Raw genomic sequence first — 15,967 nt, 5'->3', positions numbered from 1 at the left:
GCAGGTCGGACGTGGGGGCGAGGGCGGGGGCGGTCATTTCTGGGCTCCCTTGCGGTTGCGGGCCGTGATGCTGAACTGCGCGATCGAGATGACGACGATGACCGCGAAGAAGATGTACGAGATCGCCGACGAGTAGCCGAAGCGGTAGCCGGTGAAGCCGGTGTCGAAGATGTACTGCACGGCCGAGCGGGTGCTGCCCGCCGGTCCGCCGGTGGTCATCTGGTAGATCTGGTCGAAGACCTTCAGCGAGGCGAGCACCTGGAGGATGACGATCAGGCCGGTGGTCGGGCCGAGCTGCGGGATGGTGATCGACAGCAGCGACCGCCAGCGTCCGGCGCCGTCGAGCGACGCGGCCTCGTACTGCTGGTCGGGGATGTTCTGCAGGGCGGCGAGGTACAGCAGGAAGTTGAAGCCGACCGTCCACCAGACGGTGGTCGCGACCACGGCGATCATGGCGGTGTCGGGGTCCTGCAGCCAGGCGGGTTGCGGCAGTCCCAGCGTGCCGAGCACGTTGTTGATCGGGCCGAGGGTCGGGCTGTAGAGCTGGATCCAGAACAGCGAGACGACCGTCGAGGCGAGCAGGTACGGCAGGAAGAAGCTCAGCCGCCAGAGCCACTGACCCGGCAGACCGGTGTTGACGAGGATGGCGAGCACGAGCGCCACGACGACGAGCGGGATCGTGCTGAGCACCGTGAACCACAGCGTGTTGAGCATCGAACGCCACATGTCGCCGTCGGCGAAGGCCTCGGCGTAGTTGGCGACGCCGATCAGCTCGCCGCCCTGGCCGGTCAGGCTCTGGCCGGTGAAGCTCAGGTAGAAGCCGTGGAGCAGCGGCCAGACCAGGAACACCGCGAAGAGCACGGTGAACGGAGCGGCGAAGCCCCAGCCGATGCGGTTGTCGGAGGGGCCGGTCCGCTTGCGGGAGGCGCGGCTGCGGTCGGTCGCGCGGGCGTCGGACCGCGCGCGCTCGGCGGTGGCCCGGGGGGCCTTGACCGTGGTGGAGGTCACAGATCGACTCCTTCGTCGTCGTGATGGTCGGGTCGTGCGGAGGGGGAGGAAGGCGGTGTCGGGCGGACGGGGCGGCGATGTCGTGTCGGCGTGGGGGAGGGCACGACGGTCACACCGGAGCCGGCCGCGACAGCTGCGTGTTGACTCGCGCGACGAACCGACGCATGCCGTCGGCCGCGTCGTCCTTGGCGAGGATCACGGACTGGATCGAGTCGAGGAAGTACGTCTGGAAGTCCGAGCCCGAGCCGGTGAACCAGGCGGGCGGGTCGTAGTTCAGGTAGTCCGCCGCCTCGGCGTAGTTCGCCTGCGGCCGCAGCTCGGCGTACTCGGGGCTCTCGACGATCGGCAGGTAGGCCGGGATGTGCCCGGCCGCGGCCCAGGAGATGGAGTCCTTCAGGATGGTCGAGACCATCTTGTAGACGTCCTCGCGCTTGACGTCGTCGACCTCGCTCTGCCTCGGCAGCACGAACGCGTGCGAGTCGGCGTAGACGGCCGGCGTGCCGAAGAGCGTCGGGATGATGCTGCCGTCGAACGGGATGCCCGCGTTCTCGGCGCTCGGGACCTCCCACACGCCGGTGAAGAGCATGCCGCTCTCGCCGCTGACGAACTCGGCGATGCCCGACTGGATGTCGCTGGCCGTGGCCATCGCCGTGCCGTCGGTGAGCTGCTGCATGAACTGGAGCGCGGTGACGGCGGCCTGCTCGTCGTACTCGACCGTGCCGCCCTCCTTCAGCACCATGTCGGCGCCCTGCTGCTTGTAGAACGTGTAGAACATGCGCCACAGCTGCGCGCCGTCGTTGAGGTAGCCCCACGAGGCGCCGTGCTTGCCGGTCACCTGCTGCATGGCGTTCGCGACCTCGAGGAACTGCTCGGGGCTGGTGATCTCGACGAGCTTGCCGTCGGGGCCGAGGGCACCCGCCTGGGCGGCGATGTCGGTGTTGTACAACAGGATGAACGGGTGCGAGTCGAGGGCGACCGAGTACAGGTCGCCGCCGTTGAAGCCCTTCTTCCACACGGCCTCGGCGAAGTCCTCTTCGCGGACGCCGTACGACGCGAGCTTCTCGACGTCCCACGGGTCGAGCAGGCCGCCGGGGGCGTAGCCGGGCACGCGCGAGGCGTGCATGATCGCGACGTCCGGTGCGCGACCGCCGGCCGAGGCCATGGCGAGCTTCGTGTAGTACGGCGTGCCCCAGGCGAGCACGGTCTGCGTCGCGTGGAACCCCGGGTTCTGCTCGTTGGCCTGGTCGATCAGCGCCGACATCTTGATGCCGTCACCGCCGCTGAGCAGGTGCCAGAACTTCAGCTGCGCGACGTCCGTGCCCGAGCCGGTGACCGCCCCGGGCGCACAGCCCGAGAGGCCCGTGGCGACGAACGCCCCGCCGACGAGGGCGGCCGAGCCGAGCAACATGCTGCGGCGGCTGAGGCCGCGGGGGGTGGCGGTGCCGGCGGTGGTGCCCGGACGCGGTGCCGGGGTCGTCCGATGGTTCTCGGTCATCTTCACTCCTTCGTGATGCGTGACGAAAGCGACTATTCCATCGTTGTAACGGATGCGCAAGAGGTTTCCGGCACACCGCCAGGACAGGGCCACAGCGCCAGGCTCTCTTCTGGCGTCGTGCCCCTCTCGTGGTGTCAGGCGCGGCCGCGGGTGCTGGCGCGCACGACGATCTCGTGGGGGACGATCACGAGTTCGGCCGCGCCCTGCCGGTCGGCGATGCGGGCCGCGAGCAGTTCGAGGGTGCGGTCGACGAAGAGGCGCTTGTCGAAGGTGACGGTCGTCAGCGGCGGCACGGAGAACCTCCCGTCGACGATGTCGTCGAAACCGGCGACCGCGACGTCGTCGGGGACCCGCAGGCCCGCCGACGTCAGCGCGCTGACGGCGCCGATGGCGAGCGAGTCGGTGAAGCAGAAGATCGCGTCGGGCCGGTCGCCGCGCTCGACGGCCGCCCGGACGACCGAGAAGGCGTCGGCCGAGGTCCACTCCGGGCACGAGTACTGCAGGGCGTGGTCGAGGGGCAGCCCGGCCTCGGCCATGGCCTGCTCGAAGCCGCGGGTGCGGGCGCGGGCCGTGGCCGTGTCGAACTCGCCGGCCGAGTCGCCGAGGGTCGCGATGCGGCGGTGTCCGGCGGCGATCAGGTGGGCCGTCATGTCGCGGGCCGCGGCGACGCTGTCGACCCGCACCTGGTCGACGAGGGTCTGCTCGACCTCGCCGATGACGACCACGGGCGGCAGCGAGTCGGTGGCCCCCGAGCCGGAGCCGGAGCCGGAGCCGGTGCCGGAGCCGCTGCCGGCGGACGACAGGGCGCTGGCGTCGAGCGTGATCGGGTTGAGGACGAGGCCGTCGACGAGGTGTTCCTTGCCGCGCGAGAGCAGCTCGCCCTCGCGCTCGGGCCGCGAGCCGGTCTGCTCGAGCTGGATCGACCAGCCGCGCTCGTGCGCCTGTTCGACGAACCAGTGCGTCATCTCGGCGCTGTACGGGGTGCTCAGGTCGGGGAACGCCAGGGCGATCGACCCGGTGCGCCCGGTGCGCAGGCCACGCGCGCTGAGGTTCGGCACGTAGTCGAGTTCCGCCAGTGCGCTCTCGACCCGGGTGCGGGTGTCGGGCCGGACGAAGACGACGCCGTTGATCACGTTGGAGACGGTCTTCGGCGACACCCCGGCGAGTGCCGCCACGTCCTTCACCGTCGCGCGCATGCGTTCAGGCTAGTGGCGGCAGGCGCTCAGGCGGAGGCGAGCACCTTGACGATGCGCTGCAGCGAGACGCTCTCGCTCGGCCGCAGGTCTTGTGCGAACAGGCTGAGGCGGAACTCCTCGATCATCCACCGGGCGCGGACGAGCGCAGGAGGCGCGGTGTCGGCGGGCGGGAACGTCCCGCCCGCGGCCTCGTACAGCTCGGTCGCCTGCTGCACCTCGCTGAGCCAGACGCGGTCCCGCCCGGGGTTCTCGAGCAGTTTCGCCGTGCGCTTCGTGATGCCCACGAGGTACACCGGCACGCGCTGGAGCTGCTGGAGCCCGGTCTGCGACACGAAGCCCGGACGGATCAGGCGATCCCGCTGCTGCCGCATGTCGGTCAGCGCCGCGAGCAGGGTCATCGAGGTCGCACCCTTCAGGGCCTTGTCGGCGTCGCGGGCGGCGGTCAGCGTGCGGGCGACGAGCGAGACGGTCTGGAACATCTGGTCCATCACGGCCCCTGAGACCCGGTCGCGGGTCGAGAGGAACTCCTTCTTCGTCATGACCATGCCGTCGGGCTTGACGCGGAACAGCACGTCGTCGACGACGGCCACGAGACAGTCCGCGAAGAGCGCCGACGTGTTCTGGTACGGGCTCGTCGCGAGGATGAGCTTCTCGGCGCTCGTCAGGTGCTGCTGCACGTAGGCCAAGGGCGACGGGGTCGCCAGCATCAGCAGGCGCCGCACGCCCTTCGGCGTCGCCAGGGCCTGGTCGGCGGGCGTCGCCATCAACGTGATCGAGACCGAGTCGCCGTGGTCGACCAACGCCGGGTAGGCCCGGATCACGGTGTCGCCGTGGCGGGTGTCGACGACCGCGGGGAGCTCGTCGAAGTCCCACGACGTCAGGCCCTCGCGCTCGATCGAGCTCGTGGGGCGAGGCGTGACGGGCGTGGCGTCGCCCCCCGCGCCTCCTCGTCCGCGACCCCGGCCACGGCCGCGCTCGTCGCGCCCGCCGCCCTGCGTGACGCGCGCGACGCTGTCGCGCGTGGCGTCGCGCAGCCGGTGCTGGAGCGCGTCGAGATCTTTGTCGGCCCCGACCGTGCGGCCCCGCTCGTCGACCACGGCGTACGTGACCCGCAAGTGCGCGGGCACGCGGTGCAGGTCGAAGTCGTCGGTCGAGACGGGCGTGTAGGTGAGCTTCTTGATCGCCGCGGCCACGGTCGCCGTGAACGGCTCGTCGACGTCGGCCGGAGGTGCGTCGGGCAGCTCGTCCGTGATCTTCGACGCCCAGTCGGCGGCGGGCACCACGTTCTTGCGGATCTGCTTCGGCAGCGACTTGATGAGCGACGTGACGAGCTCGTCGCGCAACCCCGGCACCTGCCAGTCGAAGCCGACCGGACGGAGGCGCGGCAGCAGCGGCAGCGGAACGATCACGGTCACGCCGTCGTCGTCGGCCCCCGGCTCGAACTTGTAGCGCAGGGTCAACGTCTGGTCGCCCTGCTGCCACGTGCTCGGGAAACCCTGTTCGTCGACGTCGGGTTCGTCGTCCCCGAGCAGGTCGGCGGCGGTCATGGTGAGCAGGTCGGGCGTGTCGACCTTGGCCTTGCGCCACCAGCCCTCGAAGTCGCGCATGCTCGCGACGTCGGCCGGGATGCGCCGCTGGAAGAACTCGAACGCGGCGTCGCCGTCGACCAGGATGTCGCGGCGACGCGTCCTCTCTTCGACCTCGGTCAGCTCGCGGATGAGCTGCCGGTTCTTCTGCTCGAAGGCCTGGTGCCCCTCCCAGTCGCCCTCGACCAGCGCGTGCCGGATGAACAGCTCGCGGGCGTAGGCCGGGTCGATGCGCGAGAACTGGATGCGTCGTCGCTCGACGATCGGCACCCCGTAGAGCGTGACGCGCTCGTAGGCGACGACGGCGCCCTGCTTCTTCTCCCAGTGGGGTTCGCCGTAGCTGCGCTTGACCAGGTCGGGCGCCAGCGGTTCGGCCCACGCCGGGTCGATCGAGCCGGCGACGCGGGCGAACAGGCGACTGGTCTCGACGAGTTCGGCGGTCATCACGGCCGCCGGCGGCTTCTTCGCGAGGCTGCTGCCCGGGAAGATCAGGAACCTCGTCTGGCGCGCGCCGACGAAGTCCTTCTTCTGCGGGTCGAACAGGCCGATCTGGCTGAGCAGGCCGGCCAGCAGGCTGCGGTGGACGCCGTCGGGGTTCGCGCTGCGCTCGCCGATGTGCAGCCCGAGGGGCCTGGCCGCGCGGCTGAGCTGGCGGTAGACGTCCTGCCACTCGCGGATGCGCAGGTAGTTGAGGAACTCGTCGCGGCACAGACGCTTGAAGGCGTTGCCGCTGAGCTCCTTCTGCTTGTCCTCGAGGTACTCGAACAGGTTGAGCAGCGTGAGGAAGTCGCCCTTGGGGTCGCGGAAGCGCGAGTGCTTCTCGTCGGCCTGGGCACGCCGCTCGAGGGGCCGCTCGCGGGGGTCCTGGATGCTCAGGGCCGAGACGATGGCGAGCACCTCGCGCGTCGTGCCCTGCGTCTTGGACTCGACCACCATGCGGGCGAGGCGCGGATCGATCGGCAGTCGCGTGAGCTGCTTGCCGACCCGGGTGATCTGGCCGCCCTGGGTGACGGCGCCGAGCTCGCGCAGCAGGTCGAGTCCGTCCTTGATGCCGCGCGAGTCGGGCGGCTGGAGGAAGGGGAAGGCGGCGATGTCGCCGAGGTTCAGGGAGATCATCTGCAGGATGACCGCGGCGAGGTTGGTCCTCAGGATCTCGGGCTCGGTGAACTCGGGACGCTTCTCGAAGTCGGTCTCGCTGTAGAGGCGGATCGCGATGCCGCTGCTCGTGCGACCGGAGCGGCCCGACCGCTGGTTGGCGCTCGCCTGCGAGATGGCCTCGATCGGCAGGCGCTGCACCTTGGCCCGGGTCGAGTAGCGGCTGATGCGGGCCGTGCCGGCGTCGATCACGTACTTGATGCCGGGCACGGTGAGGCTGGTCTCGGCGACGTTGGTCGCGAGGACGATGCGGCGCCGGGTGCCCGCGGTCGTGCTGGGCTGGAAGACCCGGTGCTGGTCGGCGGCGCTCAACCGGCCGTACAGCGGCAGCACCTCGGTGAACGGCAGGTTGCGGCCGCGGATGCTCTCCTCGGCGTCACGGATCTCGTTCTCTCCGCTGAGGAAGACGAGGACGTCGCCGCTCGACTCGCGGGCGAGTTCGTCGAGGGCCTCGTTGATGCCCTGCAGGTAGTCCTTGTCGTCGGCGCGCTGCCTGCGGTCGCCGGCCCGCGCCTCCTGACGGTCGCCCTGGCGACCCGCGGGGCGGTCGTCGTCGTCGAGGTCGCCGTCGTCGTCACTCGTGGTGTCGTCGGCCACGAGCGGTCGGTAGCGGACCTCGACCGGGTAGGTGCGACCCGAGACCTCGACGATGGGCGCGTCGCCGAAGTGCTTCGAGAACGACTCGGGATCGATCGTGGCGCTCGTGATGATGAGCTTGAGGTCGGGGCGGCGGGGCAACAGCTGCTTGAGGTACCCGAGCAGGAAGTCGATGGTCAGGCTGCGCTCGTGGGCCTCGTCGATGATGATCGTGTCGTAGCGCTCGAGCTCGCGGTCGAAGTGGATCTCGTTCAGCAGGATGCCGTCGGTCATCAGCTTGATCTGCGTGTCGGCACCGACCTTGTCGGTGAACCGCACCTGGTAGCCGACCACGCCGCCGACCTCGTCGCCGAGTTCTTCGGCGATGCGCTCGCTGATGGTGCGGGCCGCGATGCGGCGCGGCTGGGTGTGGCCGATCTTGGTCCGGCCGAGCTCGAGGCAGATCTTGGGCAGCTGGGTCGTCTTGCCCGAACCGGTGGCGCCCGCGACGATGACGACCTGGTTGTCACGGATCGCCGCGGCGATGTCGTCGCGCCTCTGGCTGACCGGCAGCTCGGCGGGATACGTGATGGTGGGGATCATGAGCCCTCCATCGTAAGCCGCCCGGGGCCGGACCGGGCGACGGGGGTTCGCCGTCGGGGTCCCTCCGCTCGTCGTGGTCGCCGGGGGCTGTCCGGGAAACGAGTACCGCTCGGCTCCCACGGACCGATGTCGGTGGTGCGGACGATGATGGCCGCGTGTCCGCCCCGTCCTCGACGCTCCCGTCGCTGTCGTCCCGCCGCCCTCCGGCGCTCGGCGACTGGGGCCTCCACGCCGTCGACGAGACGATGATCGTCGGCGGGCTCGACCCCGATGCCGCGGTCTGGCAGGTGCGCGACCGGGCCGGCGACGAGTGGGCGGTGAAGGCCACCCGGCGCGACTGCCGGTTCGGGCTGGCCCTCGCCGCGGTGCTCGGCCCGGGGTCGGGCGTCGTCGCACCGCTGCCGACCCTCGCCGGCCACCACTGGGTCGAGCGCGGTGGGCTCCTCGTGTCGGTCTCACCGTGGGTCCTCGGCGACGACGCCGCCGAGGACGCGCGCGGCCTCGACCTCGCGCAGTGGGCCGAGCTGGGCGCCGTCGTCCGCCGGGTGCACGACCAACCGCCTCCGTCGTCCGTCGCGCCGCTGCGCCACGGCGTCAAGCGCACGGGCCGTCGGGCCCGCGTGCGCCTCCGCGACCTCGACGCCCGCTTCGTCGGCGCCGCTCGGGCCCCGGGGGTCGACCCCTGGCTGGCCGATCTCTGGCACGCCCACCGCGACCGTCTCCGGCTCCTCGAGACGACCGCGCTCCGACTGAAGGAGGCGCGGGGCGCGACCGCCCGGGTCTCCTGTCACGGCGATCCCCACCTCGGCAACGTCGTGGTCGATCCCGAGGGCCGCCCCTGGCTCATCGACCTCGACGAGGCCACCGTCGCCCCACGCGAGGTCGACCTCGTGCTCGTCGAGCTCGGCGTGCTGCCCGGGCTGCCCGTCGAGCCCGAGCACCGGGCGGCGTTCCGCACCGGCTACGGCGACGACGTGGTGCCCGACCACGACCGCATCACCCGGTTCGGCTGCGTCCGCGCACTCGAAGACGTCACGGCGGTCGTCCTGGCGCTCGAGGGAGCAAACTCTGCGCAGCACGACGGCGACAGGGCCGGGGTACAAGCCGGTCTCGACGCCCTGCTCGGGCCACACGGCCTCGTGTCGTTGGTCGAGGCACGCCTGACCGCGTCGTGACGGTCGCCCGTCTCGTCGAGACGCGAACGCACCCTCCACAGCACCGATCCGCACCGCACCGCATCGAGCACCCCAGCACCGATCACGACCGCACCGACGCCAGGAGACCCACATGACGACCCGACGCACGACCCGACGCACCACCGCCGCCGCTGCGGCGTCCCTCGCCCTCGCCGCCGGCCTCTCCGGCTGCAGCGGTTTCACCGGCGGTTCCGACGACGCCGCCGACGGCACCCTCACCTTCACGACCTGGGCCAGCGAATCCGAGCAGGACTCGTTCGAGAAGCTCGTCGCCCAGTTCGAGAGCGAGCACGACGGCGCGACGGTCGACCTCAACGTCGTGCCCTACGACCAGATGTTCTCGAACATCGACGCGCAGCTCTCGACGGGCGACGCCCCCGACGTCTTCCGGGTCGACTACGGCAACCTCGGCGTGTACTCGAGCCAGCGTCAGTTGCTCGACCTCACGGGCCGGATCGACGACGAGGACTCCTTCCAGCCCGCCATGCTCGAGGCCGTCTCGTACGAGGGCGCCCCCTACGGCGTGCCGCACCAGACCGACGTCTCGGCGCTGCTCGTCAACACCGAGCTGCTCGCCGCCGCCGGCGTCACCGACCTGCCGACGAGCCAGGCGGACGCGTGGACGTGGGACGAGTTCGGCGAGGTCGCGACGAAGCTCCGCGCGAGCCTCCCCGCCGACCAGTACCCGTTCGGGGTGAACTGGCAGCAGGGTGGCACACCGCGCTGGCTCAGCTGGTTGTTCCAGGCCGGTGGCGCCCTGCTCGCCGACGACGGGACGACGAGCGAGATCGACTCGCCCGAGGCGGCAGAGGCGCTCGGCTTCACCCAGTCCTTCTTCGAGCAGGGGTGGGTGGCGCCGAGCAGCAGCGTGAAGTCGACGACGTACGCCGACACCGAGTTCGGCGAACAGACGACGGCGATGGCGTTCGTGGGCTCGTTCCTGGTGCCCGAGCTGGCCTCGACCGACTTCGACTGGACGGCCGTGCCGATGCCGGTCGACGAGCGCGGGGCGACCGACCTCGGCGGCAACGCCCTCGTCGCGACGGCCGACACCGACCAGGGCGAGCTCGCGACCGAGTTCCTGAACTTCATGGCCTCGGCCGACGCGATGACGGAGTTCTGCGCCGCGACCAACGAGCTGCCGACCCGGACCGACATCGACGCCTCGTCCATCGACTTCGCCGTGCGGCCCGACGTGATGCCGGTGTTCGTCGACCAGGCCACGACCATCCAGCCGAGTGACGTCAAGCAGTTGACCTCGCCGTACCTGGCCGAGATCACCGTCGCGATGCAGGACCAGCTCGAGGCGGCGTTCACCCAGGGGCAGTCGGTCGACGACACCCTGAGCGCCCTGGACGAGGCCGTCGGCCAGGCCACCGACTGATGACGGCGATGCCGGGTGCGCGCCGTCCGGGACGACGCGCCGCCCGCCTCCGGGAGAACCTGGTCGGCTGGGCCTTCATCGGGCCGAACCTCGTGCTGTTGTCGGTGTTCCTGCTCGTCCCCATCCTCTGGGCCGTGCAGCTGTCGTTCCAGGAGACCCGCGGCTTCGGCGACCCCGAGTGGGTCGGCGGCGCCAACTACGCCCGCATGGTCGCCGACCCCGTCTTCTGGCAGACGCTCGGCAACACGGTGCTCTTCACCGTGGTCACCGTGCCGGTCGAGATGGCGGTGGGACTCGGGCTCGCGGTCCTGCTCGACGGGGTGCTCCCCGGTCGACGGACCTGGCGGACGCTGCTCGTGTTGCCGATGGTCGTCTCGGGCGTCGCCAGCGCGATGATCGCCGTGATCCTCTTCACCGAGGCGAACGGTCTCGTCAACAAGGTGCTGCGCGCCCTCGGGCTCGGGGCCGTGCCCTGGCAGTCGGACGGCGCGTTCGCGATGGTCTCGGTCATCGTCACGATGATCTGGCTGCGCGTCGGCCTCAACATGATCATCTACCTGGCGGGCCTCCAGTCCGTCTCACCCGAGCTCTACGAGGCGGCCGAGCTCGACGGCGCCGGTGCCTGGCAGCGGTTCCGCTCGATCACCGTGCCGCTCGTCGGGCCGTCGACGTTCTTCCTGCTCGTGCTCAACGTGATCGCGTCGTTCCAGGTCTTCGACCTCGTCTTCGTGCTCACCGGCGGCGGCCCCGGCTACTCCACGTCGGTGCTGGGCACCTACGCCTACCGCAACGGCTTCCAGATCCGCGAACAGGGCTACGGCGCCGCGCTCGGCGTCGTGATCCTCGTCGTCACGCTGGCGTTCACCGTCGTGCAGTGGCGCACCAACCGCACCCGCGACCTCACCGAATGACGAGGAACAGAACGTGACCACACCCCAGTCCGTCGCCGACGTCCCCGCGGCCGGCGCGCCGCGGAGCACCGTCCGCGGCGCCGATCGCGTCGCCGGCGTCCGTGCCCCGCGCAGGCGACCACGTCGCCATGGTGGCTTCGTCGTCCTCCGTACCGTCGTCGCCGTCGTGGCGTCCGTCGTCGTCGCGTTCCCGTTGCTGTGGATGCTCGTCGTGGCGTTCTCGCCGCGGGGCGAGGTCTTCGGACGTGGCCTCCGCCTCCTGCCCAGCGCCGTCACCCTCGAGAACTTCACCCGGGTGCTCGAGCGGTACCCCGTGGGCGCGTGGTTCGGCAACTCGATCGTCATCGGGGTCTTCGTCACCGTGCTGACGGTCGTCGTGAGCCTGCTCGCCGGGTACGCCTTCGCACAGCTCCGCTTCGTCGGGCGCACGGCGGTGTTCCTCGTGTTCCTCGCGACCCTGATGATCCCGGTGCAGGCGATCATGGTCGCTCAGTTCCGGCTGGTGAACGGGCTCGAGATCTACGGCACCTACTGGGCGGTGATCCTCCCGTCGGCCGCCACCGCGTTCGGGGTGTTCCTCGCGCGCCAGTTCATGCTCGGCATCCCGCAGGAGCTGATCGAGGCCGCCCGCCTCGACGGTGCCGGCCCGATCAGGGTCTTCACCCTCATCGTCCTGCCGCTGAGCGGTCCGTTGGTCGCGGTGCTCGTGTTGCTCACCCTGCTCGGCAGCTGGAACGACTTCGCCTGGCCGTTGATCGCCCTCAAGGACCCGGACCTCTACACGCTGCCCGTCGGGCTGCTCTACCTGAAGGGCCAGACCAACCCGGACTACAACGGCATCATGGCGCTCGCCGTCATCTCGGTGCTGCCCATGGTCGCGTTGTTCCTCGCGTTCCAGAGGTTCTTCGTGCAGGGCTTCGTCCGGAGCGGGGTGCGGTAGCAGGGCCCGCCGGCTCGGACCCGGGCCCGACCCGGGCCCGACGAGGGCCGGCTTCCCCGCACGGCGTCGTAGGATCGCGTCGAACTGCACGTCAACGGAGACGGAGAAGACACGATGTCATCAGCCCCCAGCCCCCGAGGCCACGCCACCGCATCGGTCGCGGCCATCCTCGCCGAGTCGGCCGGCCGGTACCCCGACGACGTCGCCGTCATCGTCGGGCCCACCTCGACCACCTACGCCGAACTCTGGCAGCAGACCCTGGCCTACGCCGGGGCCCTCCGCGCCCGGGGCGTCGGCCCCGGGGACCGGGTCGCCATGCTCGTCCCGAACGTCGCGGACTTCCCTCGCGTCTACTACGCGACGCTCGCGCTCGGCGCGGTGGCCGTGCCCGTCCACGCCCTCCTCAAGCGACACGAGATCGAGTACGTGCTGCGCGACAGCGGCTCCCGCCTGCTCGTCTGCGCCGCACCGCTGCTCGGTGAAGGAGGCGCGGGAGCGCAGCTCGCGGGGGTCGACGTCCTGACCGTGCTCGCGCCTCCTGCCGGCCAGGAGGACGACGGGCCCGACCGCCTCGAGGACCTCGCCGCGGCCGCCGCACCCCTCGACACCTACGTGCCCCGCGACCCGTTCGACACCGCCACGATCCTCTACACGAGCGGCACCACGGGCCAGCCCAAGGGGGCCGAGGGGTCTCACCTCGCCCTGATCGAGCAGGTCAACACCAACCTGATGACGACGTTCGACATGCATCGCGGCGACGTGCTGCTCGGGGCCCTGCCGCTGTTCCACACCTTCGGACAGACCTGCACGATGAACACCGGGTTCCGGGTCGGCGCGACGATCGTCATGCTGCCGAAGTTCGACGGCGACGCCGCGCTCGCCGCGATGGTCGAGCACGGCTGCGAGGTGTTCATGGGCGTGCCCACGATGTACATGGCCCTCATCGCCGCGGCCACCCGCAGCGAGGCGCGCCCACCGCTGCGCTACGCCGTCTCGGGTGGGGCGTCGCTGCCGCTCGCCGTGCTCGAGAAGTTCCAGCAGGTGTACGACGCCCCGATCCACGAGGGCTACGGGCTGACCGAGACCTCGCCCGTCGCCACCTTCAACCACGTCGGGGTGCCACCGCGGCCCGGCACCATCGGCACGCCGATCTGGGGCGTCGACGTCGAGATCGCCGACCAGCACGTCGAGGACTCGATCGTGCTGCTGCCGCACGGCGAGATCGGTGAACTCGTCATCCGGGGGCACAACCTCATGAACGGCTACCTCGACCGGCCCGAGGACACCGCGAAGGCGATCGTCGACGGCTGGTTCCGCACGGGCGACCTCGGCACGAAGGACGACGACGGCTACCTGACGATCGTCGACCGCACGAAGGACATGATCATCCGCAACGGCTACAACGTGTACCCGCGGCAGGTCGAAGAGGTCCTCGCGCAGCACCCCGACGTCACGATGGCGGCCGTCTTCGGCGTGGCGCACGAACTCCACGGGCAAGAGATCGAGGCGGCCGTCGTCCTCCGTGACGGGGCCACGGCGACCCCCGACGAGTTGGTCGCCTTCGTCGCCGACGAGATCGCGGCCTACAAGTACCCCCGCGTGGTCCACGTCCTCGACGCCTTGCCGCTCGGCCCCAGCGGCAAGGTGCTCAAGCGCGAACTCGTGGACCGGTTCTCGGCCGCCGTCACCGGGGTCGGCGAGGGAGCCGCGGCGCCCCGCTGACCGGGTCACGAGGGCACCCCCCGGACGGGGATCACCAGGACGGGGGCTGCCCGGACGGGGGCTGCCGGGCGGACGATCGGGCTTCTAGCCTCACAGCAGAACCTCAGCCCGATCTGACAGGACCCCCGTGAACCCTTCCATGTCCCGAGTCCTCGGCGTCACCGCCGCCGTGGGCGGCCTCGTCGCCCTGAGCCTGGCAGGCGTCACCGCGGCGACCGCCGAACCCGCCACCGGTTCCTTCACCGGGTCCGACGCCTCCGCGGCGGCGGCCCCCGCCCTCGACCGCTACCAGGGCGCCGACCGTTTCGCGACGGCCGCCGACATCGCCGGCCGGGCCTACCCCGACGGTGCCGGCACGGTCATCATCGCGAACGGCCTGCAGTTCCCCGACGCGCTGAGCGCCGCTCCGGCCGCCGCGCTGATCGAGGCGCCGCTCCTGCTGACGGCTCCGAACGCCCTCCCGTCGTCGGTGGCCGACCGCCTCGTCGCCCTCAAGCCGCGGAACGTCGTCGTCATCGGTGGCGTCAACGCCGTGTCCCCCGCCGTCGCCACCCAGATCGGCAAGATCACCGGGGCGACGGTCGATCGCGTCCAGGGCGCCGACCGTTACGCGACCTCGCGGGCCGTCGTCGACGCGTTCTTCGCCGAGACCGGCGTCTACCGCGCCTTCGTCACGACGGGCCTGAACTTCCCCGACGCCATCAGCGCCAGTGCCGCCGCCGGTGCCGGCAGCACCGACTCGACCGGTGCGCCGGACGCCGTGGTGCTCGTTCCGGGTTCGGCGGAACATCTCGACCAGGCCACGTCGACCCTGCTCGACGACCTCAACGTCCAGACGGTGGCGGTCGTCGGCGGATCGCTGGCGGTCTCCGACGGGATCTTCGCGGATCTCGACGCGCAGTTCCCGGGCGACGTCGCGCTGCTGGCTGGCGAGGACCGCTACGAGACCTCGGCCTTCGTCTCGTTCTTCGCCTTCAGCGACGCGAAGGGCGACACCCCCCGTACCGACGACTCGGGCACCGCGTACCTCGCCTCCGGTCAGAACTTCCCGGACGCCCTCGCCATCGCCGCGGTCGCCGGCGCCGAGAAGTCGCCCGTGCTCCTCACCCCGCCCGGCTGCACGAACTACTACGCCGAGGACCTCATCGCGGGCCTCGAGTCCGAGAAGGTCGTCACGATCGGTGGCACGGCGGCCGTCTCCGAGAACGCGGCCGCGTTGAACTACTGCCCGGGCCCGCCGCGCACCTGACCCGCGCCGTCGGTACCCTCGCACGATGATCGCCATCGTGCTCGCCGCGCTCCTCTGGGGCACGACGGGCACGGTGGCGTCTTCTCTTCCCGGCGACGTCGGCCCGCTCGCCACGGGCGCCGCGACGATGTGCGTCGGCGGCCTGCTGCTGGCGCTCACGGCCCCCCGCGCCACGCGCGCAGCCCTACGAGGTGGCCCGGCGGCGTGGTGCTGGCTCGTGCCGGGGGCACTGGGCGTCGTGGTCTACCCGCTGGCGTTCTACTCGTCCATGTCGCTCGCCGGCGTCGCCGTGGGCAACGTGGTCTCGCTCGGCACGGCGCCCGTCTTCGCGGCGCTGCTCGAACGCCTGCTCGACCCGCCCGGCCGGCGGCGTCCCCTCGAGCCCCGCTGGGTGGCGAGTGCGGCACTGGCCGTCGTGGGCGTCGGAGTGCTCGCGGCGACCGGGCAGCACGGTCAGGCGGGCGCGGCGGCGTCCCCCGGGTCGGCCCCGCTCGGCATCGCCCTGGGCGTCCTCGCGGGCCTCGCCTACGCGACGTACACCTACACCGCGGCTCGGCTCATGGCCGAGGGCCACCCGTCGCGCGGGGCCGTGTCGGCCCAGTTCGGCCTCGGTGCGGTGCTCCTGCTGCCGGTGTTGCTGGCGACCGGGGCTCCGTTGCTGCAGTCGGGCGCCTCCGTGGGGGCGACGGTCTATCTCGCGATCGGGCCGATGTTCGTCGCCTACCTCCTCTTCGGCCACGGCCTGCGCACGGTGTCGAGTTCTCGGGCGACGACCGTGACGTTGCTCGAACCGTTCGTCGCGACCCTGCTGGCGGTGCTCGTGGTGGGCGAGCGGCTCGAGCCGCCGGGCTGGATCGGCCTCGCCCTCGTGCTGGCGGGTGTCGTCTCGATCGTGCTGACGAGACCCGTCCGCCCCTCCCGTCCCGAGGCGGTCGCCACCTAGAGT

Annotated in this window: 11 protein-coding genes; 7 read left to right on the top strand and 4 right to left on the bottom strand. The window is 71.1% G+C overall.

The window, feature by feature from the left end; genetic code table 11:
• Positions 1 to 33: 33 nt before the first annotated feature.
• The 4 genes from ARTHRO9V_RS11370 to hrpA form a co-directional block, all read right to left on the bottom strand.
• Positions 34 to 891 (bottom strand): carbohydrate ABC transporter permease, encoded by an 858-nt coding sequence (locus ARTHRO9V_RS11370; protein ID WP_043593482.1) that lies wholly within the window; start codon positions 889 to 891, stop codon positions 34 to 36.
• Between the two features lie 226 nt (positions 892 to 1,117).
• Positions 1,118 to 2,503: an extracellular solute-binding protein gene (locus ARTHRO9V_RS11365; protein WP_123571746.1), complete on the bottom strand. Its 1,386-nt coding sequence runs from the start codon at positions 2,501 to 2,503 to the stop codon at positions 1,118 to 1,120.
• A gap of 134 nt (positions 2,504 to 2,637) precedes the next feature.
• Positions 2,638 to 3,699, bottom strand: a complete 1,062-nt coding sequence (locus ARTHRO9V_RS11360; RefSeq protein ID WP_056048930.1) for a LacI family DNA-binding transcriptional regulator — start codon at positions 3,697 to 3,699, stop codon at positions 2,638 to 2,640.
• 26 nt (positions 3,700 to 3,725) lie between these two features.
• The gene (gene hrpA, locus ARTHRO9V_RS11355; RefSeq protein WP_159827241.1) at positions 3,726 to 7,619 is read right to left on the bottom strand and encodes an ATP-dependent RNA helicase HrpA; all 3,894 of its coding nucleotides are present in this window, start codon (positions 7,617 to 7,619) and stop codon (positions 3,726 to 3,728) included.
• Positions 7,620 to 7,774: 155 nt separating this feature from the next.
• Between hrpA and ARTHRO9V_RS11350 the strand changes: the two genes are divergently transcribed.
• From ARTHRO9V_RS11350 to ARTHRO9V_RS11320, 7 genes are all read left to right on the top strand, one after another.
• Positions 7,775 to 8,794: a phosphotransferase enzyme family protein gene (locus tag ARTHRO9V_RS11350; RefSeq protein ID WP_159827238.1), complete on the top strand. Its 1,020-nt coding sequence runs from the start codon at positions 7,775 to 7,777 to the stop codon at positions 8,792 to 8,794.
• A gap of 112 nt (positions 8,795 to 8,906) precedes the next feature.
• Positions 8,907 to 10,199, top strand: coding sequence for a sugar ABC transporter substrate-binding protein (locus ARTHRO9V_RS11345; RefSeq protein ID WP_159827235.1), 1,293 nt, complete (start codon positions 8,907 to 8,909; stop codon positions 10,197 to 10,199).
• Entirely contained in the window at positions 10,199 to 11,110 is a 912-nt protein-coding gene (locus ARTHRO9V_RS11340; RefSeq protein WP_236557037.1) for a carbohydrate ABC transporter permease, read from the top strand. The genes ARTHRO9V_RS11345 and ARTHRO9V_RS11340 overlap by 1 nt, the downstream gene beginning before the upstream one ends.
• Positions 11,111 to 11,123: 13 nt before the next feature.
• Positions 11,124 to 12,050: a carbohydrate ABC transporter permease gene (locus tag ARTHRO9V_RS11335; RefSeq protein WP_236557036.1), complete on the top strand. Its 927-nt coding sequence runs from the start codon at positions 11,124 to 11,126 to the stop codon at positions 12,048 to 12,050.
• 114 nt (positions 12,051 to 12,164) lie between these two features.
• Positions 12,165 to 13,772, top strand: a complete 1,608-nt coding sequence (locus ARTHRO9V_RS11330) for a long-chain fatty acid--CoA ligase (RefSeq protein WP_159827232.1) — start codon at positions 12,165 to 12,167, stop codon at positions 13,770 to 13,772.
• 139 nt (positions 13,773 to 13,911) lie between these two features.
• Complete coding sequence (locus tag ARTHRO9V_RS11325; RefSeq protein WP_123571627.1) at positions 13,912 to 15,021, top strand: cell wall-binding repeat-containing protein; 1,110 nt, start codon at positions 13,912 to 13,914, stop codon at positions 15,019 to 15,021.
• Positions 15,022 to 15,046: 25 nt separating this feature from the next.
• The gene (locus ARTHRO9V_RS11320) at positions 15,047 to 15,964 is read left to right on the top strand and encodes a DMT family transporter (protein WP_159827229.1); all 918 of its coding nucleotides are present in this window, start codon (positions 15,047 to 15,049) and stop codon (positions 15,962 to 15,964) included.
• The last annotated feature ends 3 nt before the right edge of the window (positions 15,965 to 15,967 follow it).

Source organism: Frigoribacterium sp. 9N (assembly GCF_902506305.1).
Classification (GTDB): domain Bacteria; phylum Actinomycetota; class Actinomycetes; order Actinomycetales; family Microbacteriaceae; genus Frigoribacterium.
The sequence above is the reverse complement of the archived record's forward strand: the minus strand, read 5'-3'. Positions and strand labels throughout refer to the sequence as shown.